The 22,227-nt window shown below is 68.0% G+C and carries 25 protein-coding genes; 9 read left to right on the forward strand and 16 right to left on the reverse strand.

What is annotated here, in order from left to right; translation table 11 throughout:
* Both AC1DJH_RS27955 and phbB read right to left on the reverse strand, forming a co-directional pair.
* Window positions 1-271 (reverse strand): cation:dicarboxylate symporter family transporter (locus tag AC1DJH_RS27955; protein WP_478187905.1); only part of this gene is annotated, 271 nt, incomplete at its 3' end.
* Between the two features lie 125 nt (window positions 272-396).
* The gene (gene phbB, locus AC1DJH_RS27960; RefSeq protein WP_472114407.1) at window positions 397-1,134 is read right to left on the reverse strand and encodes an acetoacetyl-CoA reductase; all 738 of its coding nucleotides are present in this window, start codon (window positions 1,132-1,134) and stop codon (window positions 397-399) included.
* A gap of 225 nt (window positions 1,135-1,359) precedes the next feature.
* On the opposite strand from phbB, the gene AC1DJH_RS27965 reads away from it, so the two are divergent.
* Window positions 1,360-2,007 (forward strand): DJ-1/PfpI family protein, encoded by a 648-nt coding sequence (locus AC1DJH_RS27965; protein WP_478187906.1) that lies wholly within the window; start codon window positions 1,360-1,362, stop codon window positions 2,005-2,007.
* Window positions 2,004-2,528, forward strand: coding sequence for a CinA family protein (locus AC1DJH_RS27970; protein ID WP_478187907.1), 525 nt, complete (start codon window positions 2,004-2,006; stop codon window positions 2,526-2,528). The genes AC1DJH_RS27965 and AC1DJH_RS27970 overlap by 4 nt, the downstream gene beginning before the upstream one ends.
* Here AC1DJH_RS27970 and AC1DJH_RS27975 read toward each other — a convergent pair.
* From AC1DJH_RS27975 to AC1DJH_RS28000, 6 genes are all read right to left on the reverse strand, one after another.
* Complete coding sequence (locus tag AC1DJH_RS27975) at window positions 2,525-3,130, reverse strand: hypothetical protein (protein WP_478187908.1); 606 nt, start codon at window positions 3,128-3,130, stop codon at window positions 2,525-2,527. The two genes, AC1DJH_RS27970 and AC1DJH_RS27975, sit on opposite strands and share 4 nt — an antisense overlap.
* Before the next feature lie 81 nt (window positions 3,131-3,211).
* A complete protein-coding gene (locus AC1DJH_RS27980; protein WP_478187909.1) occupies window positions 3,212-4,225 on the reverse strand; it encodes a tripartite tricarboxylate transporter substrate-binding protein in 1,014 nt (337 codons plus the stop codon).
* 42 nt (window positions 4,226-4,267) lie between these two features.
* Complete coding sequence (locus AC1DJH_RS27985; protein WP_478187910.1) at window positions 4,268-5,137, reverse strand: HpcH/HpaI aldolase/citrate lyase family protein; 870 nt, start codon at window positions 5,135-5,137, stop codon at window positions 4,268-4,270.
* Entirely contained in the window at window positions 5,134-6,315 is a 1,182-nt protein-coding gene (locus AC1DJH_RS27990) for a CaiB/BaiF CoA transferase family protein (RefSeq protein ID WP_478187911.1), read from the reverse strand. Before AC1DJH_RS27990 ends, AC1DJH_RS27985 begins: the two co-directional genes overlap by 4 nt.
* An 18-nt stretch (window positions 6,316-6,333) precedes the next feature.
* Window positions 6,334-7,224 carry an HTD2 family dehydratase gene (locus AC1DJH_RS27995; protein ID WP_478187912.1) on the reverse strand — a complete coding sequence of 297 codons (891 nt, stop codon included), beginning with the start codon at window positions 7,222-7,224 and terminating at the stop codon, window positions 6,334-6,336.
* A gap of 12 nt (window positions 7,225-7,236) precedes the next feature.
* A complete protein-coding gene (locus AC1DJH_RS28000) occupies window positions 7,237-8,235 on the reverse strand; it encodes a tripartite tricarboxylate transporter substrate binding protein (RefSeq protein WP_478187913.1) in 999 nt (332 codons plus the stop codon).
* Between the two features lie 91 nt (window positions 8,236-8,326).
* Here AC1DJH_RS28000 and AC1DJH_RS28005 point away from each other — a divergent pair, with 91 nt between their 5' ends.
* A complete protein-coding gene (locus AC1DJH_RS28005; protein ID WP_478187914.1) occupies window positions 8,327-9,235 on the forward strand; it encodes a LysR substrate-binding domain-containing protein in 909 nt (302 codons plus the stop codon).
* 493 nt (window positions 9,236-9,728) lie between these two features.
* Here the strand turns inward: AC1DJH_RS28005 and AC1DJH_RS28010 are convergent, their stop codons facing one another.
* Together AC1DJH_RS28010 and yghU are read right to left on the reverse strand one after the other, a co-directional pair.
* Window positions 9,729-10,319: an NADPH-dependent FMN reductase gene (locus AC1DJH_RS28010; RefSeq protein WP_472114381.1), complete on the reverse strand. Its 591-nt coding sequence runs from the start codon at window positions 10,317-10,319 to the stop codon at window positions 9,729-9,731.
* Window positions 10,320-10,341: 22 nt separating this feature from the next.
* Complete coding sequence (gene yghU, locus AC1DJH_RS28015) at window positions 10,342-11,226, reverse strand: glutathione-dependent disulfide-bond oxidoreductase (RefSeq protein WP_478187915.1); 885 nt, start codon at window positions 11,224-11,226, stop codon at window positions 10,342-10,344.
* Window positions 11,227-11,254: 28 nt separating this feature from the next.
* Here yghU and AC1DJH_RS28020 point away from each other — a divergent pair, with 28 nt between their 5' ends.
* Window positions 11,255-11,887 carry a glutathione S-transferase family protein gene (locus AC1DJH_RS28020; RefSeq protein WP_478187916.1) on the forward strand — a complete coding sequence of 211 codons (633 nt, stop codon included), beginning with the start codon at window positions 11,255-11,257 and terminating at the stop codon, window positions 11,885-11,887.
* A 4-nt stretch (window positions 11,888-11,891) separates the two neighbouring features.
* On the opposite strand, the gene AC1DJH_RS28025 is transcribed toward AC1DJH_RS28020, so the two are convergent.
* Window positions 11,892-13,070 carry an acetyl-CoA C-acetyltransferase gene (locus AC1DJH_RS28025; protein WP_472114374.1) on the reverse strand — a complete coding sequence of 393 codons (1,179 nt, stop codon included), beginning with the start codon at window positions 13,068-13,070 and terminating at the stop codon, window positions 11,892-11,894.
* 52 nt (window positions 13,071-13,122) lie between these two features.
* Window positions 13,123-14,883 (reverse strand): class I poly(R)-hydroxyalkanoic acid synthase, encoded by a 1,761-nt coding sequence (gene phaC / locus AC1DJH_RS28030; protein ID WP_478187917.1) that lies wholly within the window; start codon window positions 14,881-14,883, stop codon window positions 13,123-13,125.
* A gap of 125 nt (window positions 14,884-15,008) precedes the next feature.
* Here phaC and AC1DJH_RS28035 point away from each other — a divergent pair, with 125 nt between their 5' ends.
* Window positions 15,009-15,341 carry a hypothetical protein gene (locus tag AC1DJH_RS28035; protein ID WP_472115212.1) on the forward strand — a complete coding sequence of 111 codons (333 nt, stop codon included), beginning with the start codon at window positions 15,009-15,011 and terminating at the stop codon, window positions 15,339-15,341.
* Here the strand turns inward: AC1DJH_RS28035 and pgeF are convergent.
* Genes pgeF through AC1DJH_RS28050 form a run of 3 tightly spaced genes read right to left on the reverse strand, consistent with a single transcriptional unit; the run spans window position 15,273 to window position 17,653 of the window.
* Window positions 15,273-16,043: a peptidoglycan editing factor PgeF gene (gene pgeF, locus AC1DJH_RS28040; protein WP_478187918.1), complete on the reverse strand. Its 771-nt coding sequence runs from the start codon at window positions 16,041-16,043 to the stop codon at window positions 15,273-15,275. The two genes, AC1DJH_RS28035 and pgeF, sit on opposite strands and share 69 nt — an antisense overlap.
* A 5-nt stretch (window positions 16,044-16,048) precedes the next feature.
* A complete protein-coding gene (gene maiA / locus AC1DJH_RS28045) occupies window positions 16,049-16,687 on the reverse strand; it encodes a maleylacetoacetate isomerase (protein ID WP_472114368.1) in 639 nt (212 codons plus the stop codon).
* Window positions 16,688-16,735: 48 nt separating this feature from the next.
* A complete protein-coding gene (locus AC1DJH_RS28050) occupies window positions 16,736-17,653 on the reverse strand; it encodes a tetratricopeptide repeat protein (protein WP_478187919.1) in 918 nt (305 codons plus the stop codon).
* A gap of 111 nt (window positions 17,654-17,764) precedes the next feature.
* On the opposite strand from AC1DJH_RS28050, the gene AC1DJH_RS28055 reads away from it, so the two are divergent.
* From AC1DJH_RS28055 to AC1DJH_RS28070, 4 genes are all read left to right on the forward strand, one after another.
* Complete coding sequence (locus AC1DJH_RS28055; protein WP_435438477.1) at window positions 17,765-18,466, forward strand: fumarylacetoacetate hydrolase family protein; 702 nt, start codon at window positions 17,765-17,767, stop codon at window positions 18,464-18,466.
* 17 nt (window positions 18,467-18,483) lie between these two features.
* Complete coding sequence (locus AC1DJH_RS28060) at window positions 18,484-19,035, forward strand: NUDIX hydrolase (RefSeq protein WP_478187920.1); 552 nt, start codon at window positions 18,484-18,486, stop codon at window positions 19,033-19,035.
* 16 nt (window positions 19,036-19,051) lie between these two features.
* Window positions 19,052-19,534, forward strand: coding sequence for a CreA family protein (locus AC1DJH_RS28065; RefSeq protein ID WP_472114359.1), 483 nt, complete (start codon window positions 19,052-19,054; stop codon window positions 19,532-19,534).
* A 140-nt stretch (window positions 19,535-19,674) separates the two neighbouring features.
* Window positions 19,675-20,184 (forward strand): peptidoglycan DD-metalloendopeptidase family protein, encoded by a 510-nt coding sequence (locus tag AC1DJH_RS28070; protein WP_435438474.1) that lies wholly within the window; start codon window positions 19,675-19,677, stop codon window positions 20,182-20,184.
* Window positions 20,185-20,260: 76 nt separating this feature from the next.
* Here the strand turns inward: AC1DJH_RS28070 and AC1DJH_RS28075 are convergent, their stop codons facing one another.
* A complete protein-coding gene (locus AC1DJH_RS28075; RefSeq protein WP_478187921.1) occupies window positions 20,261-22,183 on the reverse strand; it encodes a hypothetical protein in 1,923 nt (640 codons plus the stop codon).
* Window positions 22,184-22,227: the final 44 nt, after the last annotated feature.

Genomic DNA, 22,227 nt, shown 5'->3' on the forward strand with positions numbered 1-22,227 from the left:
CGAAATACAGCAGCGCCAGGCCGCCGGTCTTGCCGACCTTCTTCATGTCTTCCATGCCGGCGATGCCCACCACCACCGTGCAGAAGATGATGGGCGCGATGATCATCTTGATCAGCTTGATGAAGCCGTCGCCCAGTGGCTTCATCGCCTCCCCTGCCGCCGGGTAGAAGTGGCCGAGCAGCACGCCGATGATCACCGCGGTGATCACCTGCACGTAGAGGGAGCGATAGATCGGGAGCTTTTTGGCAGGTGTACTTGTTGTGTTTTCCATGGATGCCTCCGGAGGGTTCAAGACTGTAGAGAGCGATTGGGCCGCTTTCCATTCGTAGAAGCCACATTCCCTGAACAAAAAAACCCGCCGAGGCGGGTTCTTTCTTCAGGTGGCAGTCAGCATGCTCAGTGCATGTGCAGGCCGCCGTTGACCGAGAAGTCGGCCCCGGTGCTGTAGCCGCCTTCGTCCGTGGCGAGCCACGAGATGATCGAGGCGATTTCGCTCGGCTCGCCCAGGCGCTTGACCGGGATGGTGGCCACGATCTTGTCGAGCACTTCCTGGCGGATCGCCTTGACCATGTCGGTGCCGATGTAGCCCGGGCTCACGGTGTTCACCGTCACGCCCTTGGCGGCCAGTTCCTGCGCCAGCGCCATGGTGAAACCGTGCATGCCTGCCTTGGCGGCCGAATAGTTGGTCTGGCCGGCCTGGCCCTTGGCGCCGTTGACCGAGCTGATGTTGATGATGCGGCCCCAGCCCTTTTCGACCATGTCGCCCACCACCTGCTTGGTGACGTTGAACATGCTGTTGAGGTTGGTCTCGATGACAGCGCTCCAGTCCTCGGGCGTCATCTTGAGGAACATGCGGTCGCGCGTGATGCCGGCGTTGTTGACCAGCACGTCGATGGCGCCGTGCGCCGCCTTGGCGGCGGAGAAGGCCTCGACGGTGGATTGCCAGTCGCCCACATTGCCGACCGACGCGTGGAAGTCGAAACCTTCGGCTTTCTGTTCGGCAAGCCATTTGGCGTGGTCACGGGTAGGGCCGCAACCGGCAACCACGGTGAAACCGTCCTTGTGCAGACGCTGGCAGATGGCTGTTCCGATGCCACCCATGCCCCCGGTGACATATGCAACTTTCTTGCTCATAAGATTTCCTTGATGTGTACGTAGCAAAAGCCTGAACGGCCGCCTTCACTCTAGCGAGTTTCAAGCCACGCCCCTCTGAGGAAAACACTGAGCCAAGCTTGCAACCAGCTGTCACGAAGCGGCCTTCGCGAGCAGGCTCTATCCTCGCATCTCCAGCATGCCCGCACGCGCTGCGCACTCTTGCGCGGGGCCCCGCACACCCGGCACACCCAGGAGTTCTAAAGTATGAGTTTCGGCATCATCGTCTTCCCCGAGGTCGAGGAACTCGACTTCGTCGGCCCGTGGGAAATGCTCACCATGTGGAGCAAGCTGGCCGGCGGCCCGGCCCAATGCCTGGTCGTGGCCGAGAAGCGGGAACCGGTGGTCTGCGCCAAGGGGCTGTCCATCAACCCGCACGTGTCCTTTGCCGAGTGCCCGCCGCTCGACTACCTGCTCGTGCCCGGCGGCATGGGCACCCGCCGCGAGGTCGACAACCCCGCCATGACCGGCTTCCTGGCGGAGCGCGCGCCCGGCTGCAAGGCCCTGCTCTCGGTGTGCACCGGCGCCTTCGTGCTGCACGCGGCCGGCCTGCTCTCGGGCAGGACCGCCACCACCCACTGGGGATCGCTCGACCGCCTGCGCGCGCTGGGCGACGTGAAGGTGGTCGAACAGCGCTTCGTGCAGGACGGCAATGTCTGGACTTCCGCGGGGGTATCGGCCGGTACCGACCTGATGCTGGCCTTCATCGCCCACACCGCGGGCGAGGAAGCGGCCGCCAAGGTGCAGCTGCAGTCCGAGTACTACCCGGCGGACACCGTGTACGGCAGCACGGCCAGCCATGCGCGCGCACCGGCCTACGTGAAGCGGCCCGGCACCCCGTTCAAGAAGCCATGAGCGCCGTACCGGTTCCTGAACCGCTGGCCGTGCTGGCCGCGCGCGTCGGCGAAACGCTGCGCGCGCGGGGGCAGACGGTGGCGGTGGTCGAATCGTCGGCCGGCGGCCTGGTGTCGGCCGCCCTGCTCGCAGTGCCGGGTGCCTCGGCGTACTTTCGCGGCGGCGCGGTCGTGTACTCGCGCCGCGCAGGGCGGGCCCTGCTGGGCCTGACCGCCGAGGACATGACCGGCATGCGCGGCGAAACCGAGCCTTACGCGCGCCTGGTCGCCGGCCGCGTGCGCGACACCCACCACACGACCTGGGGCATCGCCGAGAGCGGCGCGGCCGGCCCGGTCGGCAGCCCGTATGGCGACGCGCCGGGGCATGTGTGCCTGGCCATCGTGGGCACGGTCACGGTGAGCCGCACCATCGAAAACGGCGACACCGACCGGCCGCGCAACATGGATGTGTTTGCGCGGCAACTGCTCGCGCTGTTCGAAGAAACGCTGGCGGCAGAGGCATCGCCCTCGTCATCCACCTAGTTCAGCCGCAGTCCTTCGCCGGCCCAGTCCCGCACGCGGCGCTGGCAGGCGGCGATCCATGCGCCGAGCTCCTTGCCCTTGCGTTCCGGCGCGTTCGCCACCAGGCCGTCGGGGTGGCGCAAGCCCGCCGCATAGCGCCTTTGCGCGTCTTCGCTTGCCGGCACGAAGCCGCAGTGCGTGCGCGAGAACTCGTCGAACTGCGCATCCCACGCATGGAAGACGAGGTTGTACCGCGGGTCTTCGGCGTCCTCGTCATAGCCCTCGAGGTCCTGCTTCAAAGGCGTGCGCCCGCCGAAGCCCGGTACCGGCGAGCGCAGCGCGGTCCATGCCATGCGGCCGTCGGCCGAGAAGCGCACGACGAGAAGGCCGGGCTCCCACTCCACGCACCAAAGGAGGTCTTCGCCGTCCAGCACATAGCTGAATCGCGCGCCGGTGTGCAGGATCATGGCCGGGCCGTCGAGGTAGGTCTCGTCGTCCAGCGCCTGAAAGGTGGGCACCACGCGCTCGCGGAGAAAGCGCGCGTCGTCCTCGGGCACCGGCGCCGTGTGCATCACTTCGCGGCCCTGTTCGTCCTCCACGAAAATGGCGTACTGGTATTGCATCGGGCTGTTCTGCACCGTCTCTCCCCCCAAAAAAGGCGCCAGTTTAGTGGCGCCTTTTCGACTTTTCGCAGGCTCGGAGGATCAGTCCGCCTGCACGCCCGCCGCGCGGATCACCTTGCCCCACTTCTCCACTTCCGCCGCGAGGTGGGTGCGCAGGCTTTCGGGGGTCTGCTTGTCCAGCGGCACGATTTCCGAGCTGAGTTCGGCCAGGCGGTGCTTGACCATGTCGTCCTGCAGGCCGGCGCGCAAGGCCGCGTTCAGCTTGTCGAGCACGGCCGGCGGCGTGCCCTTGGGCGCATACACGCCGTGCCACACCCGCACGTCGAAGCCCTTCAGGCCTTGCTCGTCCAGCGTCGGAATGCCGGGCATGCTCGACAGCCGCTGGGGCGTGGTCACGCCGAACACCTTCACGCGGTTGCCGTCCTTGATGACCGGCGCGGTCTGCGTGGTCTGGTCGCACAGCAGGTCGACCTGCCCGCCCATCAGGTCGTTCAGCGCCGGGCCCGCGCCCTTGTACGGCACGGTCGTGAGCTGCACGCCGATCTGGTTCATGAAGAGCAGGCCGCACAGCTGCGACACCGCGCCCACGCCCGCGTTGGCCAGCGTGACCTTGTCCTTGTTGGCCTTCACGTAGGCCAGCAGCTCGGGGTAGGTGCTGGCGGGAAAGTCCTTGCGCGAGAGCAGCGTCATCGGCACGTCGAGCACCTGGCCGATGTACTCGAAGTCCTTGAGCGGGTCGTAGTTGAGCTTCTTGTAGAGCGCGGGCGCGGTGGCCATGCCCATGTGGTGGATCAGGATGGTGTAGCCGTTGGGCGCCGCGCGGGCCACGCGCGCCGGCGCGATGGTGCCGCCCGCTCCCACCGTGTTCTCGACGATCACCGTCTGCCCCAGCGACTTGCCCATGGGAATGGCGAGCATGCGCGCCACCACGTCGGTGGGGCCGCCGGCGGAGTAAGGCACGACCATGACGATGGGCTTGTCGGGCCAGGCGGACTGCGCCGCCGCCGGCCATTGCGCTTGCGCGGCCAGCAGGCAGGCGCCCACCGAGGCGGCGATCAGGGTCTTGAATTTCCGGCTCTTCCTGGTTGCGGTCATCTCTTTGTCTCCTATGGTCATGGGTGTTCGTCAGGGGTCCGCTCAGGGCACCTCTTGGGCATCGAGTGCCAGCAGGCGCTCGGCCAGCCGCACCACCGGCGCGTCGACCATGCGCCCGTCGAGGCTGACCACGCCGCCGCCGGAGGCGCGAACGGCGTCGATCACACGGCGCGCCCAGGCCAGTTCGGCGGCGCTCGGGCCGAGCGCGGCGTGCACCGGCGCGACCTGGTCAGGGTGGATGCACAGCTTGGCGCCGAAGCCGCCGCGCCGGGCGCGCGCGGTGTCGACGGCCAGCCGGTGCGGGTCGCGCCAGTCGGCCGTCACGCCGTCGATGGGCGCGGGCAAACCGGCGCGGCGCGTGGCCAGCAGCAGCGCGAGGCGCACCGGCACCAGCTCGGCTTCGTCCGCGTCGCAGGCCAGGCCCAAGTCGGCCTGGAAGTCGAGGTTGCCGAACGCCAGGCGCAGCACTTGCGGGCCGGCGGCCAGTGCGTCGGCCGCGTCCAGCCCCGCGGCCGATTCGATCAAGGGCACCAGCACGCCCTTCGGGCCGATGGCTTCGGCGATGCGCAACAGGTCGGCCGCACGCTCGGCCTTAGGCAGCACGACGCCCGCGATCAGGCCCTGCGCCACCAGCGCGCCGGCCTGCACGCAGTCGTCGGCGTGCCACGGCGTGCCTGCCGCGTTGAGGCGCACCAGCAGGCGTTGCCGGTCCGCGGCGGGCAGCGCGGCGAACGAGGCTGCAAGCCCCTCGCGCGCCATTGCCTTGCGCTCGGGTGCCACCGCGTCTTCCAGGTCGACGATCACGCCGCCCGCACCGGTGGCCAGCGCGCGGGCATGCCGCTCGGGCCGGTCGGCCGGCACGAACAGGAAGCTGCGCGCCAATGCCAGCAATGCCAGCGATGCCCGGCTCATACGGCTTTCGCCTCGCGCAGCGCGGCGATGTCCGCCTCGCTGCGGCCCAGGCCGCGCAGGATGGCGTCGGTGTGCTCGCCGACCGCCGGCACCGGGTCCATGCGGTAGTCGAACGCGCTCTGCCGGCCGGCCGGCAGCAAGGCCGGAATGTCCCCGGCGGGCGAGCCCACCTGCCGCCAGCGGTCGCGCGCCTTCAGTTGCGGATGCGCCCACAGGCCGGCCATGTCGTTCATGCGCGCGTTGGCGATCTGCGCCATGTCGAGCCGCTCCAGCACCTGCGCCGAGCTCAGCGCGGCGAAGGTCTCCACGATGATCGCGCGCAGGGCCTCCCGGTTCTCGTTGCGCCGCGCGTTGCTGTCGAAGCGCGCGTCGCTCGCGAGCCCCGCCTGCAGCAGCACCTTGTCGCAGAACCCGCGCCACTCGCGCTCGTTCTGCAGCCCCAGCATCACCGTGCCGCCGTCGCCCGCGGGGAACGGGCCGTAGGGGTAGATGGTGGCGTGCGAGGCGGCGCTGCGCGGCGGCGGCGGCGCGCCTTCGTAGGCGTAGTACATCGGGTAGCCCATCCACTCGGCGAGCGACTCGAGCATCGACACGTCGATGTGCGAGCCCTTGCCGGTCTTGCCGCGCTGCAGCAGCGCGGCCAGGATGCCGGTGTACGCGTACATGCCCGCCGCAATGTCGGCGATGGAGTTGCCCGACTTGCACGGATCGTCCGGCGTGCCCGTGACCGACAGGAAGCCCGCCTCGCTCTGGATCAGCAGGTCGTAGGCCTTCTTGTCGCGGTACGGGCCGTCGTCGCCGTAGCCCGAGATGTCGCACACGATGAGCCGCGGGTGCCTGGCCTGCAGTGCTTCGGCACCGAGCCCCATGCGCGCCGCGGCGCCGGGGGCCAGGTTCTGCACCAGCACGTCGGCATCGGCCAGCAGCTCCTGCAGCACCGCCAGCGCGGCGGGTTGCTTCAGGTCGAGCGTGAGGCTTTCCTTCGAGCGGTTCACCCACACGAAGTGCGAGGCCTCGCCGCCCACGCGGGCGTCGTAGGCGCGCGCGAAGTCGCCCACCTCGGGGCGCTCCACCTTGACCACGCGCGCACCCAGGTCGGCGAGCTGGCGGGTACAGAACGGCGCGGCAATGGCGTGCTCCAGCGAGATGACGGTGATGCCGTCCAGGGGTCTTGTCATGTCCGTGGGTCTCCAGAATCAGGCGAGCACGGCCGTGGCCTGCATCGTGAGCCAGCCGTCGGCGTCTTCGCTCCACAGTGCGAAGGTCTTGCCGTCGGTACTTGCGTCCGCCGGCTTGCCGTGCACGCGGAACGGCGCGGTGTCGAAGGTCGGCCGTACGGCGCGGAACTCGAAGCGCGCCAGCCGCGCGCCGGGCACCTGGCGGCGCAGCAGGTCGACCAGCAAGGTGGCGATCAGCGGGCCGTGCACGATCAGGCCCGGATAGCCCTCGACCTGCGTCACGTAGCGCCGGTCGTAGTGGATGCGGTGGCCGTTGAAGGTGAGCGCCGAGTAGCGGAACAGCAGCACGTCGTCGGGCGCGATGTCGCGGCTGAAGGCGGCGTCCTTCGGTGCGGGCACGGGCGGCGGGCCTGCTTCGCCGGGCTGCGCGGCGGCGCGGTAGACGATGTCGTGCTCCTCGGTCAGCGCGAGGCCGCGTTCGTTGCGCACCTCGTGGCGCACGAGCACGAACACCAGCTCGCCGGTGCGGCCCGCCTTGTGCGTGACCGAGACGATGGTCGAGGTGCGCTGCACCTTGTCGCCCACCTGCAGCGGGTTGCCCGGTTCCCACGCGAGCCGCCCGCCGGCCCACATGCGGCGCGGCAGCGGCACGGGTGGCAGGAAGCCGCCGCGCTTCGCATGGCCGTCTTCGCCGAGCTCGGACTGGCGGTGGTGCGGCAAGAAGTACAGCCAGTGCCACAGCGCGGGCAGGTGCGTGCCGGCAGCGGGTGGTGCGTCGTCGCGGTCGAGCGTGGCGGACAGCGCGTGCACAGGCGCCGCGGTGATGTCGTCGGCCAGCGTTTCGCTGCGGCCTTGCCAGGCCTGCAGCTTCGCCAGCGCTTCGCCGTTGATGAGGGGTGTGTCGTTCATCGGGTTCTTCATTCAGTCGACCGCGGCGCCGGAGGCCTTGACGATCCGCGCCCACTTGGCAAGGTCGTCCTGCAGCAGCGCCGCGAACTGGTCGGGGGTGGTGGGCGGCGCAATCTCGACGCCCTGCTGGTCGAGCTTGTCGCGCAGGTCCTTCGAGGCCAGCGCCTTGCGCGTGGCCTCCTGCAAGGTGGCCAGCACGTCGGGCGGCACGCCCGTGGGCGCAAACAGGCCGATCCACAGCGTGCCGTTGTAGCCCGGCACCGCTTCGGCAATGGTGGGCACGTCGGGCAGCACGGCCGAGCGCTTGTCGCCACTCACGGCCAGCGCGCGCAGCTTGCCGGCCTTGATGTGCGCGAGCGCCGAAGGCAGGCTGGCGAACACGATCGGCAGTTGGCCGCCCAGCACGTCGTTGAGCGCGGGCGCCACGCCCTTGTACGGCACGTGCTGCAGCGAAATGCCCGCCATGCTGTTGAGCATTTCGCCCAGCAGGTGGTTGAGCGTGCCGTTGCCGGCCGAGGCGTACTGGTAGTTGGCGCCCTTCTGCCGCGCGAGCTTCAGGAACTCGGCGAAGTTCTTCGCCGGGAACGACGGGTTGACCAGCAGCACGTTGGGCACCGCGCCGACGAGGCCGACGGGCTTGAAGTCTTTCACCGGGTCGAAGCCCGGGTTCTTGTAGAGCGCCGGGTTGATGGCCTGGCTGCTGCTGATGGTCATGAGCAGCGTGTAGCCGTCCCTCGGGCCCTTGGCCACCAGCTGCGTGCCGATGTTGCCGCCCGCGCCGGGCCGGTTGTCGACCACCACGCTGGCGTTGTTCATCACCTCGCCGAGCTTCTGGCCCACGAGGCGCCCGACGATGTCGTTGGTGCCGCCGGCCGCCTGCGGCACCACCAGCGTGACGGGGCGCGAAGGGTACGGCTGGGCGACGGCCGGGCCCGCGTGGATCAGGGTGGCTGCGGCGGCGAACGCCAGCAGCGCGAGTGCGCGAACGCGCGGGGTTCTTGTTGTCTCCATGGCCGCATGGTCGTTCGCCCTTCCCTCGCGCGCAATCTGCGATTTCAAAAGCCAGCCTTCTGTGATTCCGAAGGCTTGGCTACGATCGGCCATGCTTTTCGACCTGACCGACCTTCGCCTCTTCGTGGCCGCGGCCGAGCTCGGCAACCTCACGCGGGCGGCCGAGCGCCAGCACCTGTCGCTGGCCGCGGCGAGCGCGCGCATCAAGTCGCTGGAGACCCAGGCCGGGCTGCAGCTGCTGCAGCGCGAGGCCCGCGGCGTGCGGCTGCTGCCGCCGGGCGAAGCCTTTCTTCATCACGCGCGGCTGGTGTTGCACCAGACCGAACAACTGCGCGCCGACCTGCTCGAGTACGGCGGCGGGCTGCGTGGCCACCTGCGCGTGTTCGCCAACACCACGGCCGTGACCGACTTCCTGCCCGAAATACTGCCCGGCTTCCTGGCGCGCAACCCGCGCATCAACGTTGACCTTCAGGAAAAACCGAATGCTCAGATTCCGCGCGGCGTGCTCGACGGGCGCGCCGACCTCGGCATCGTCGCGGGCCAGGTCGACACGCTGGGTCTGGAGGCCATCCACTTCAGCACCGACCGGCTGGTGCTGGTTACCGCGCGCAAGCACCGCTTCGCCAAGCGCCGCAGGATCTCGTTCACCGAGACGCTCGACGAAGACGCCATCGGCATGCAGCAGGGCAGCACGCTGCAGGCCTTCCTGGCGCAGATCACCGACAACCTGGGCAAGCGGCAGAAGCTGCGCATTCAGCTCGGCAGCTTCGACGCCATGTGCCGGATGATCGGCAGCGGCGTGGGCATCGGCGTGGTGCCGGAATCAGCGGCGCGCCGCAACCAGGACAGCATGCAGCTCGCGCTGATAGAGCTCAGCGACGCGTGGTGCGTGCGCGAGCGGTACCTGCTGGTGCGCGACCGGGCGGCGTTGCCGATCTACGCGCAGGCGCTGGTCGACACGCTGTGCCGGCATTACGCGGCGCCGGCCATCTCCGGGTGAAGTTCCGGGTGAAGTCCCGGTTGCGCTCGCGCCCGTACCGATTTCGCCGGTCCAGCAATGGGTTGAGGCCGGAATGTGAACAACGCGGCGTAATCCCCATTTTCTGTGCACAACTTTGGGGGCAAGTCAGGTGGAGCCTTGTAAAACGAATATAAGTTATTGTTTTATAAGGAAATTCTACACATTGCTCAAAATTTGAGCGGTGAACAAGATTGGCAGCCCAAACCGCAGCGGCACCGGGTGAAACCCTGGATCGAGCCTGTTTTTTCGCTGGTAACGCGCCCACTTGGGCGTGGAATCGCGGTTTTCCTGCTTAGTCCCCATTTTCTGTGCACAACTTTGGGGACAACTGAGGTGGAGCCTTGTAAAACAAATATAAGTCGTTGTTTTATATAGGTATTCCACACTTTGCTCAAAATTTGAGCGGTGAACAAGATGCAACGGATCTCATCACCTCGCTGCACTCTTGAAGTCGAATGACTTACAGCAGACCCTAGTACGGCGGTGCCTTGCGCTGCCGCTGCGCCCGCGCCGCTTCGGTCCACCAAGCCAGGTCGTCGGCGAAGCGGCCGAAAGACCGGTCAAGCGATTCACCCGCAGGTCCGGTCGGCTTGCCAGCCGCGTCCAGCGTCTGCGAAATCGGCCCGACGGCAAGCGTGCTCGACACCACGACCATGCCCATCTCCGACAGGATCGAATGCCACACCGTGCCCGAGCGCACGCCCGAGAAGCGCCCCGCCGAGTAGCTGGCCACGGCCGCCGGGCGCCAGAACCATTCTTCGAGAAAGTGGTCGGTGAGATTCTTCAGGCCCGGCTGCGGGCCCCAGTTGTATTCGCCGGTCACGAAGACGAAGGCGTCGGCTGCGCGGATCTTGCCGGCGAGCGCCTCCATGGCCGCGGGCGCGGTGCCCTTCGGGTATTCCTTGTACATGCGGTCGAGCATGGGCAGGTCGACCGCCTTGGCGTCGATCAGCTCGGCCTGCGCGCCGCGTGCGTTCAGCCCGGCCACGATGTAGTCGGCCAGGCGCACGCCCATGCGGTCGGAGCGGTACGAACCGTAGAAGACCAGGATGCTGTCGCTCATGGGGGGCCCTTCTTGGCTTGGGTCAGGTCGGCTTTGCGAGCTTGTCCTGCGTCTGGGTGTCGAAGTCGGCCGCGTCGTGGCGCTCGTGCAGTTGGCTCTCGGGCTGACCCCAGGCGCGGTTGACCATGCGTCCGCGTTGCACCGCCGGGCGCTGCGCGATCTCGTCGGTCCAGCGCAGCACGTTCCTGTACTCGCTCACCTGCAGGAATTCGCCCGCTTCATACAGCTGCCCCTTGGCCAGCGTGCCGTACCAGGGCCACACCGCCATGTCGGCGATGGTGTAGTCGTTGCCCGCCAGGTAGCGGCTTTCGGCCAGCCGGCGGTCGAGCACGTCGAGCTGGCGTTTCACCTCCATGGCGAAGCGGTCGATGGCGTATTCGATCTTCGTGGGCGCGTAGGCGTAGAAGTGGCCGAAGCCGCCGCCCAGGTACGGCGCGCTGCCCATCTGCCAGAACAGCCACGACAGGCATTCGGCGCGGGCCGCACGTTCGGTCGGCAGGAAGGCGCCGAACTTCTCGGCCAGGTACTGCAGGATGGCACCCGACTCGAACACCCGCACCGGCACGGGCTCGCTGCGGTCGAGCAGCGCGGGAATCTTGGAGTTGGGGTTCACCGCCACGAAGCCGCTGCCGAACTGGTCGCCCTCGTTGATGCGGATCAGCCAGGCGTCGTACTCGGCGCCGGCGTGGCCCAGTGCCAGCAGTTCTTCCAGCATCACCGTGACTTTCACGCCGTTGGGCGTCGCCAGCGAATAGAGTTGCAGTGGATGCTTTCCCACCGGCAGGTCCTTGTCCTGGGTCGCGCCGGCGATCGGTCGGTTGATGTTCGCGAAGCGCCCGCCGCTTTCCCTGTTCCAGGACCAGACGGTGGGGGGCGTGTAGACGGCCGGGGTGGTCGTGTCATTCATGCAATGCGTTCCAGGAGTGCCAAAGACGATGATCATTCTCTACGACTGCGCCACCGCACCGAGTCCGCGGCGCGCGCGCATCCTGCTTGCCGAAAAGGGCATTGCGCACGACACCGTGCAGGTCGACCTGGTCCATGGTGAGCAACTGGGTGCCGCCTACCGCGCGATCAATCCGCAGTGCACGGTGCCTGCGCTGCGCACCGAAGAAGGCGCGCTGCTGACCGACAACGCTGCCATTGCGGCCTACCTGGAGGCGCAATACCCGCAGCCGCCGCTGATGGGCGTCACGCCGCACGAAAAGGCCGAGATCGCGAGCTGGACCTGGCGCGCGGAATTCGAAGGCCTGATGGCCATTGCGGAGACGCTGCGCAACGGCTCGCCCGCCATGGCCGGCCGGGCCCTGCCCGGGCCGGTGAACTACGCGCAGATTCCCGAACTGGCGCAGCGCGGGCTGGTGCGGGTGCAGCAGTTCTTCGACACGCTGAACGAGCGGCTGGCCGGCCGCGAGTTTCTCGCCACCGACCGGTTCAGCCTGGCCGACATCACCGCCGTGGTGGCGGTGGACTTTGCCCGCGTGGTGCGCGTCAAGCCCGGGGAGCAGCACCCCGAGCTCGTGCGCTGGCGCGCTGCAATGGCGCAGCGCGCGTCGATATCGCGCTGAGCGATCAACGCTCGATGGTGAGCGCCACGCCCATGCCGCCGCCGATGCACAGCGAGGCGATGCCCTTCTTGGCGTTCTGGCGCTGCATTTCGTGCAGCAGCGTCACCAGGATGCGGCAGCCCGACGCGCCGATGGGGTGGCCGATGGCGATGGCGCCGCCGTTCACGTTCACCTTGTTCACGTCCCAGCCCATTTCGCGGTTCACGGCGCAGGCCTGCGCGGCGAAGGCTTCGTTGATCTCGAGCAGGTCGAGGTCGGCGGCCTTCCAGCCGGCGCGTTGCAGCGCCTTGGTCGACGCGGGCACCGGGCCCATGCCCATGATGGCGGGGTCGAGGCCGGCGGTGGCATAGCTGGCGATGCGGCCCAGCGGCTTCAGGCCGAGCGCGGCGGCCTTCTTGGCGGTCATGACCATCACCGCGGCCGCGCCGTCGTTCAGGCCGGAGGCATTGCCCGCGGTCACGCCGCCGGCCTTGTCGAAGGCGGGGCGCAGGCCGGCCAGCACTTCGGCGCTGCTCTTGCGGTTGATGAACTCGTCCTGGTCGAAGACGATCGGGTCGCCCTTCTTCTGCGGAATGCTCACGCCGACGATCTCGTCCTTGAACTTGCCGGCGTCCTGCGCGGCGGCGGCCTTGGTCTGCGAGCCCAGCGCCAGTTCATCCTGCGACGCACGGTCGATGTTGAACTTCTTGGCCACGTTCTCGGCGGTGATGCCCATGTGGTACTGGTTGTAGACGTCCCACAGGCCATCCACGATCATGGTGTCGACCAGCTTCCAGTCGCCCATGCGCTGGCCGTTGCGCGAGTTGGGCAGCACGTGCGGCGCCATGCTCATGTTTTCCTGGCCACCGGCAATGACGATCTCGCTGTCGCCCGTGGCCACGGCCTGGGCCGCCAGCATCACGGCCTTCAGGCCCGAGCCGCACACCGCGTTGATGGTGAGCGCCGGCGTTTCCTTGGCGCCGCCGCCTTTCAGCCATGCCTGGCGTGCGGGATTCTGGCCCGCGCCGGCCGCGAGCACCTGGCCCATGATGGCCTCGCCGATCTGGTCGGCGGTGAGGTTGGCACGCGCAATCACTTCCTTGATGACGATGGCACCCAGCTCGGTGGCCGCGATGCCGGCGAGCGAGCCGCCGAATTTGCCGACCGCCGTGCGTGCAGCCGAAACGATGACGATGTCTTCCATGAGGTTCTCCGTTGAAGTGATTTGAAATCTGTGGCGCGCTTGCGCTGTGCGCTCAGGCTCTTGCCTTGACGTAGCGCCCCGGTGCCGGCTCGATGGCCTTGTAGGCCTTGCCGTTGCCGTAGCCCTTGGGCGCCGGGATCTGCTTGCCGGCGTTGCCCTTGAGCCATTGTGCCCAGTCGGTCCACCAGCTGCCCGGATGCTCCTGCGCGCCGGCGAGCCACTCGGGCTGTGTTTCGGGGAACTTGCCGTCGTTGCGCACCCAGTGGCTGCGCTTGTTCTTGGCCGGCGGGTTGATCACGCCGGCAATGTGGCCCGACGCGCCCATCACGAAGCGCTTCTTCCCCGGCAGCAACTGCGTGGACGCGTACGCCCCGCCGATCGGCACGATGTGGTCTTCGCGCGAACCGTAGATGTAGGCCGGAATGTCGATGCTGCCCAGGTCGATCTTCTCGCCGCACACGGTGAGCGCGTTGGGCTTGGCCAGCTTGTTCTCGTGGTACGTGTTGCGCAGGTACCAGGTGTAGAACGGGCCCGGCAGGTTGGTGGCGTCGCTGTTCCAGTACAGCAGGTCGAAGGGCGGCGGGGTCTCGCCCTTCAGGTAGTTGCCCACCACGTAGTTCCACACCAGGTCGTTGGGCCGCAGGAAGCTGAAGGTCGAGGCCAGGTCGCCGCCGGGCAGCAGGCCGCCCTTGCCGAGCTGCATCTCGCGGTAGGCCACCATCGGCTCGTCCACGAAGATGTCCAGGATGCCGGTGTCGCTGAAGTCCAGGAAGGTGGTCAGCAGCGTGACCGACGCGGCCGGCTTCTCGCCGCGCGCCGCGAGCACGGCCAGCGCGGTGCTCAGGATGGTGCCGCCCACGCAGAAGCCCAGCGTGTTGATCTGCTTGCTGCCGGTGATGTCCTGTACCGTGTGGATCGCCTGGATGGCGGCGTTCTCGATGTAGTCGTCCCAGGTGGCCTTTTCCATCGACGCGTCGGGGTTGCGCCAGCTCACCACGAACACGCGGTGGCCCTGCTCGTTCGCATAGCGGATGAGCGAGTTCTCGGGCTGCAGGTCGAGGATGTAGAACTTGTTGATGCAAGGCGGCACCAGCAGGAACGGCCGCTCGTACACCTTGGCGGTGAGCGGCTTGTATTCGAGCAGCTGGAAGAAGTCGTTCTCGAACACCACGGCACCCTCGGTGGTGGCCACGTTGCGGCCCACCTCGAAGGCGCTCTCGTCGGTCATGCTCACGTGGCCCTGCTTCACGTCGTGCATCAGGTTCTGGATGCCCTTGGCAATGCTCTCGCCCTGCGTGTCGATGGCCTTCTTCTGCGCATCGACGTTGAACGCGAGCGAGTTGCTCGGCGACGACGCGGCCATCCACTGCTCGACGGCGAAGCGCAGGCGCGCGCGGGTCTTTTCGTCGGCGTCGATGGCCTCGGCCATGCCGAGCATGGTGCGGCCGTTGAGCAGGTACACGGCGGCCGAGAAAGCCGACAGCGGGTTGCTGCCCCAGGCATCGCCCGCGAAGCGCTTGTCGCCCTCCGGCTTCGCATTGAAGCCCTGGCGCCAGAGCTCGGTGGCTTCGGCCACGTACTGCTGCTGGATGGCCTGGAGTTTTTCGGGCGCAATGGAGAACTTGGGCAGCTCGGGCATCTTCATGCCGCCGGGCAGCTCAGGCATCTGCCACAGCGGCGTGCCGCCGGGATTGAAGGCCGAAGCACCCTGCGCGGTGGACTGCTGGAACGACGCCAGCGCCTTGCTCCATCCCTCGGAAAGTGCCTGCTGGAAGGGCGCGAACGCATCGGCCCCCGTGGTTTGCTTCATCATGTCTCCTGGTCCTCACCTGAATCGATACGGATGGCTGGCGTGTTTTGAGTATCCTGCATTCACCGGACCCTCACAACGCATTCACTGCGTCGGCGCGCCCTTTCCCTTACCAACTGAAACTTCTCGTGTTTATCCATCTGATCGTCATCGGCTGGCTGTATGTCGTCGTCATGATGGCCGTGGCCGAAGCCACCAACACCAACGGCACGGTGCTGGGCGCCATCTTCACATTTCTTTTGTACGGATTGGGCCCGGTGGCACTGGTGGTTTACCTGATGGGCACCCCTGGGCGTCGACGCGCCATCAAGCAGCGCGAGGCCGAGGCACAGGAGGCCGCGCGGCGCGCAGCCGCAGAAGCACATGCGGCTGCGGCTGCTGAAGACGCCGGCTCAGACCTTCCAGACCAGGGCGGCGAAGCGCCCGCTGATGCCGTCGCGCCGGTGCGAAAAGAACCGTGAGGGGTTGCCGACGGTGCACCAGCCGCTGGTGCCGTCGTTGCCATGGACCGATGCAATGCCCGCCGCGCGCAGCCGCTGGCGCGCCAGCGCGGGCAGGTCGGCCAGCCATTTGCCGGCCGCCGGCGCGGGCCGGAAGCACGAGGCGGCTTCGGACGCATGCGCCTCGAAGGCGGCCTTGACCTCGGGGCCGACCTCGAAGGCGCCGGGGCCGATGCAGGGCCCCACCCACGCCATGACCTTGCCCGCGCCTTCCGCGCCGAAGGCCTTGACGGCCTGCTCGAGCACACCGCCTGCGAGCCCCCGCCAGCCGGCATGCGCAGCGGCCACGCGGTGGCCCGCTTCGTCGGTGAAGAGCACGGGCAGGCAATCGGCCACCATGATCGTGCAGGCCAGACCGGTGGTGGTGGCGGTGCAGGCATCGGCCGCGGTGCCGTCGCGCACCACGTCCTGCGCATCGTCGAGCGCCACGACCCCGGTGCCGTGCACCTGCTGGAGAAAGACCGGACGCGCGCTGACCGCGCTGCGCAAGCGGTCGCGGTTGTGCGCCACCTGCGCGGGTTCGTCACCCACGTGGTCGCCGAGGTTCAGGCTCTCGTAGCGGCCCAGCGAAACACCGCCGTCGCGCGTGGTGCACACCGCCCGCACGTTCGCCGGCGCAGGCCAGTCGGGCACGAGCCAGCGCGCGTTCCAGTGCCCGTTCACGGCGCTCAGGCTTCCGCGTCGGGCGCCTGTGAAGGCTGTGCGCGCTGGAAGGCTTCGAGGTCCATGCAGGCCTCGAAGGCGGCCATGCTGCGCGGCAGGCCGCTGAAGTCGCAGTCGAAGCGGCGGCCGTTGAAGATCTGCGGCACCAGGCAGCAGTCGGCCAGGGTCGGCGTGTTGCCGTAGCAGAAGGTGCTGCCGGGATGCAGCGCGAGTTGGCGCTCGAAGGCCAGCATGCCGTCGCGCACCCAGTGGCGGTACCAGGCGTTCTTGGCCTCTTCGTCGAGCTTGAGGTCTTTCACCAGGTACTTGAGCACGCGCAGGTTGTTCAGCGGGTGGATCTCGCAGGCGATCGATTGCGCCAGTGCGCGCACGTGGGCGCGGCCGACCGGGTCGCTCGGCAGCAGCGGCGGCTCGGGGTGCGTCTCGTCGAGGTATTCCATGATGGCCAGCGACTGCGAGAAGCGCTCGCCCTCGTCTTCGAGCAGGGGCACCAGCATGTCGGCCGAGATGGCGGAATAAGGGCCGGTGCGGTGTTCGCCGCGCGCGATGTGCACGGGAACGTAGTCGTAGTCCAGGCCCTTCAGGTTGAGGGCGATGCGCACGCGGAACGAGGAGGAGGAACGGAAGTAGTTATGCAGCTTCATGATTTTCCAAGGATAGCGCTCCTGCGCGTCGGCTTCAGGCGCACGGGGTCAGGCGCGGGGTGGCGCCTGCAGCACGCAGCGCAGGTCGTGCAGCGCGGCCTTCGGTGCTGTGGCGGCGCGCCATTCGTCGAGCACGCGGCGCGCGGCAGCCTCCTCGCGCGAGGCGATGCCCAGGCGCCACGGCCCGAGCGTGCCGGGTGCTTCGTCGGCCCCGTGGTTGTGCTGGCCCTCGCCGAAGGGCCGGCCTTCGGAGCAGGCGCGGCACAGCACCTGCATGCTGTCGGTCCAGTTCTCGGCGGCGGCGCCGGTGGCTTCGAAACGCTGGATGAGTGCGGCGATCTCGTCCTTGGTGACACCCTCGATCGAAACCTCGTAGGTCGAATGGTCCGAGGGTGCAATCAACTCGAGCGCGTCGAACACCGGCACCTCGCGCCCGCCGCGCAACCGGTAGCCGTTGGCCGCGCCGTCGTGCAGCACCAGGTCGCCGTAGCGGTGCCCGCATGCGGGCGTCGGCACGTTGCGCAGGATGGCGCGTGCCGGGTCGATGCGGTCGGCCCAGACCACCTCGGTGCCCTCGTCGCCATGCACGCGGATGGGCGTGAGGCCCACGAAGTGGTCAATCGGACCTTCGCCGTCCGCAATGCCGATGCCGTATTGCCGCCAGGCGCGCCGCGCCGTGGCCCAGTCGCCCAGCGCGGTGGCCGCAATGCCCAGGTTCCAGAGCGCGCCTTCGTTGCCCGGCTCGCACTGCACCGCGCGGGCGTTGGCGTGCAGCGAGGCGGCCCAGTCGCCGCGGTACTTGTGGATGAGGCCGGCGTTGTACCAGGGCGCGGCCCAATGCGGATGCACGGCGCTGGCCTGGGCATAGGCTTCGAGGGCGCCGTCCTGGTCGCCTTCATCGTCGCGCTGGCGACCGAGTTCGTTGAGGGCGTTGGCTTTGCCAGCTTTGCCGAGTCGCAGGGGCATGGTGGGAACGAGCAGGAGCAGGGAGATGGGCGGGGCGCCTATTGTGAGCCCCTCGCCTCTGGCACACTGCCGGCTTCCCGCTTAGGTTTCGCTGAAAAAGGACACGTCGCAATGGCTTCCGAGTTTGTCTTCGCCCCGCCCGCCACCGTTTCGGTTCCCGTGGCCGGCCAGCCCGCCCGCTTTCCGGTGCACCGCATCTACTGCGTGGGCCGCAACTACGAAGAGCACGCCAAGGAAATGGGCTTCACCGGCCGCGAGCCGCCCTTCTTCTTCATGAAGCCGGCCGACGCGCTGGTGGTGGTCGATGCGGGCCAGACCGGCACCATGGCCTACCCCTCGCTCACCCACAACCTGCACCACGAGATCGAACTGGTGGTGGCCATCGGCACCGGCGGCAAGAACATCCTGGCCGCGGACGCGCACAAGCACGTGTTCGGCTACGCCGTCGGCCTGGACATGACGCGCCGCGACCTGCAGAACGAAATGAAGAAACAGGGTCGCCCCTGGGACATCGGCAAGAGCTTCGAGCAGAGCGCGCCCATCGGCCCCATCGTGCCCGTGGCGCAGGCCGGCGACGCCGAAAAGGCCGAGATCTCGGTGCAGGTGAACGGTACCGATCGCCAGCGCAGCACCGTGGGCAAGCTGATCTGGAACGTGGCCGAAACCATCGAGCACCTGTCGGCCGCGTGGGAGTTGCAGCCCGGCGACCTGATCTTCACGGGCACCCCGGAAGGCGTGGCCGCCGTGGTGGCCGGCGACACGCTCGTGGGCGAAGTCGCGGGCCTGCCCAAGCTGACCGTCAAGATCGTCTGAAGACGGCGGCCGGCGTCATGCTCCTGCGCGTACCCATCAAGCATTGCAAGAACTGCGGCACCGCGGTGGTCTACCGCGTGCCGGACGACGGCGACACCAAGCAGCGCGCCGTCTGCCCGGCCTGCCACACCATCCACTACGAGAACCCGCTGAACGTGGTCGGCACCATCCCCGTGCTGGGCGACAAGGTGCTGCTGTGCAAGCGCAACATCGAGCCGCGCTGGGGCAAGTGGACGCTGCCGGCCGGCTTCATGGAACTCGAAGAAAGCACCGCCCAGGGCGCGGCCCGCGAGACCGATGAAGAGTCCGGCGCCCACTACGTGATGGAGGGCCTGTTCTCCGTCATCAGCGTGGTGCGCGTGGGCCAAGTGCACCTGTTCTACCGGGCCCGGCTGCTCGACGACAAGTTCAACCCTGGCCACGAGACCATCGAGGCGAAGCTCTTCACCGAGGAAGAAATTCCCTGGGACGAGATCGCCTTTCGCACGGTGCGCGAGACGCTCGAGCACTATTTCGAAGACCGGCGCCGCGGCAGTTTCGACCGCGTGCACACGTTCGACATCGTTTGACCCCCACCACCTCCACATGACACATCGCCTTCCCGTGCTGCGCACCCTCCTCGGCCTCGGCTTCGCCCTGGCTGCCTCTGCGCATGCGGAAACGGTGGGCGAGGTGGACACCGCCTTCAAGCTCATCGGCCCGGACCACAAGATCGTGGTCGAGGCCTACGACGACCCCAAGGTCTCCGGCGTGACCTGCTATGTGTCGCGTGCCAAGACCGGCGGCATCAAGGGCGCGGTCGGGCTGGCCGAGGACAAGGCCGAGGCCTCCATCGCCTGCCGCCAGGTCGGCCCGGTGAGCGTGACGCAGCCGCTGCCCAAGCGCGAGGAGGTCTACAGCGAGCGGCTGTCGATTCTGTTCAAGCGCCTGCGCGTGGTGCGCATGGTCGATCCCAAGCGCAACACGCTGGTGTACCTGACCTACTCCGACCTGCTGATCGACGGCTCGCCCAAGAACAGCATCACCGCGGTGGCGATCGACCGCGGCACGCCGATTCCGCTGAAGTAGCCGCCGCGCCAATCACCCCTTCGCGCCCGGTTGCTCTTGGCAGGCCGGCGCACCGGTTTGCTAGCATCGCCCCTCCGGCCCGCCCCCGGCGAGCCGGACCGCAGGAACCCTCCGCAACGAATCCGTTCCCACACAGCGCCATGCATCTTCAGACTTTTGTTTCCCGTACCGCCGCCCTGGCGCTGGTTGCCGTGAGCCTCGCGGCCTGCACCACGACCGATCTCAACCCGCCGCGCACCGGCCAGGGCCCCGTCGTCGCCCCGCCCGCGCAGCGCCAGGCGCTGTTCGTGCGTCCCGCCGCCGGCGCGACCATTGCGCGCTTCGACGGCGTGCGCATCAAGGGCATCGACATCGCCGGCAACCTGGGCGATCCGATCGTGGCGTCGGCCGACGGCCGTGTGGTGTACGTGGGCGGCGAACTGCCGGCCTACGGCAACATGATCATCGTCAAGCACAACGAGACCTACCTCACTGCCTACGCGCACCTGCAGACCATCGGCGTGAAGGAAAACCAGGTGGTCCGCCAGGGCGAGAAGATCGGCGAAATGGGCAAGAGCAACACCGACCGCGTGAAGCTGCGCTTCGAGATCCGCAAGAACGGCAATGCCGTGAACCCGGAGCCCTACCTCAACGGTTTGCTGCAGCAATAGACGGCGGACCTCGCCCGACGTTCGCCTGACGTCTCCGGCGCCCATTGAAAAAGCCCCTCGCGGGGCTTTTGCTTTTTCAGGGTGCCACCGCGTTGAAGTCTCGCAGCACCACGTCGCGCCAGGTGGCGTCGCGCGTGCTGACGAACATGCTCTTGTAGGTGATGCCGCTCTGCGCTGGCAGGTTGAAGGTCTTCGACGCAGCACCCGCGCCCGAGGGCGCCACGTCGGCCTGGTCGCTCACGCTGGCGCTCGGCCCCGTCATGAGGCTCAGGAAGAACTCCGCCGCAAAGCCGGGGTTCAGGCCCGTGGCGCTGACCGAGAAATCGGCGCCGCCGGCATAGGCCGCCAGTGAAGGCGTGGTCGTGAAGCCGGGGTATGCGGCCGCCGCGGCTTCGGCCAGCGTGAAGGGGCGCGCATGGAAGCGGTGCTTGTAGACGATGTCGAAGCCGCTGAACTTGGCCACCGTGGTGCCGTCGGCTTCGTACGCCGTGAAGGTGTACTCGGGCGTGGCGGGAATCGCCGCGATGTCGCTGTCCGACAGGCCCGCGGTGCCCGGGATGTTGCTGCAGTTCGACGCCAGGTAGTAGATGTTGTTGGTGCCCGAGCCCTGCAGCGGCCAGATGCCGCCGCCGGCGGGGCGCATGTGGCGCAAGCCCGCCACCGGCAGCCCCGGGCCCGTGACGACCACCGACGCGGCCGTGTTGCTGTTGCTGGTGTTGGTGTCCTGGATGGAAAACTGCAGCGAGGTGCTCACGCAGCCCATGGCGTTGTCCTTGCTCGCCTGGATGTGCGGGTTCAGGTCGAACACGCGCCCGTCGCCGCGCAGGCGCCACACGCCGTCGGTGCCCTTCACGAGCTGCATGCCCTGGTTGTTGCTGAAGGCCACGCCGTTCTTGTCGCGGTGCGTGAACTCCACGAAGGCGCGCGGGCTCGTGTTGTTCGCGTCGATCGTGTAGTTGATGCGGTTGATGACCACGTCCGAGAAGCTGGCGCCGATCAGGTTGGTGTCCGCCGCCACTTCGTTGGCGAACTGCTGGGCGCTGAGGTCCGAAGACCTGAAGCCGTAGGTGCCGGTGACGGGGTTGCTGCCGTCCGTCATCAGCGGCAGCAGCACGCCCGGCGCCGGCAGGCCGTTGGCGAACTTGCCCACGTAGTCGCTCAGCGCCTTGCGGATCAGCGTGATGTCGTCGGCCGCCGTTTCCATGCCCGCACCGCTCAGCGGTGTGGTGCCGGCGTCCTGCGCGGCCTTGACGGCCAGGTCGTCGGTGATCTGCTGCTGCGTCACGATGTTGGTGATGGTGGCCACGTTGGTGGCCGGATCCACGCTCACGCGCAGCACGTCCAGCGCCTTGTCGAGCGCGCTCGACAGCGGGGTGAAGGCGGTGCGCAGCAGGTCGATGCTCGCGTCCACGCCCAGCGCCAGCAGCACCGGCAGCAGCTTGGCCTTCAGCGCGTCGGACTCGGCCTTGAGCTCGGTGGCCGAGAGCCCGGAGAACTCGCCGCCGTCGAAGTACTGCGCAGCCACCAGGCCGGCGATGTTGGCCACCACCAGGTCGGTCAGCGGCGTGATGTTGATGGTGCCGTTGGCATCGGCGGAGGTCGCGGCCGAGTGGATCACGGTGCGCTGGCCGCCCACGACGCCCTCGGCGCGGAACACGAAGGGCCCGGTCATGTCGCTCACATCGACGAGGTAGTTGCCGTCGACCAGCGGCACGGTCTTGGTGGCGCCCTTGGCGTCCTTCACCGTGACGGTACCCGACAGCGGCAAGCCCGAGGCCGCGGTGCCCGAGAACGTAACAGCCGCTGCCGCAGGCGGGTTGCTGGCGGGCGGGTTGACGGTGCCCCCACCGGCGACCGGAAACCCGGCGAACCCGCCACCTCCGCCACCCCCGCCCCCGCCGCACGCGGCGAGCGAGATCAGGAGCGCCGCTGCGCACGCGCAGCGCGTCGTCTGGAAGAGCCTGTCGGCCGTTGCCGGGGTCGCGGAATTTGTTTTCATGAAATGGTTTCAGATGAAGAGGGCAAACAAAAGAATCAACTCGT

The sequence above is a fragment of the Variovorax sp. 10N412 genome, from assembly GCF_056394985.1.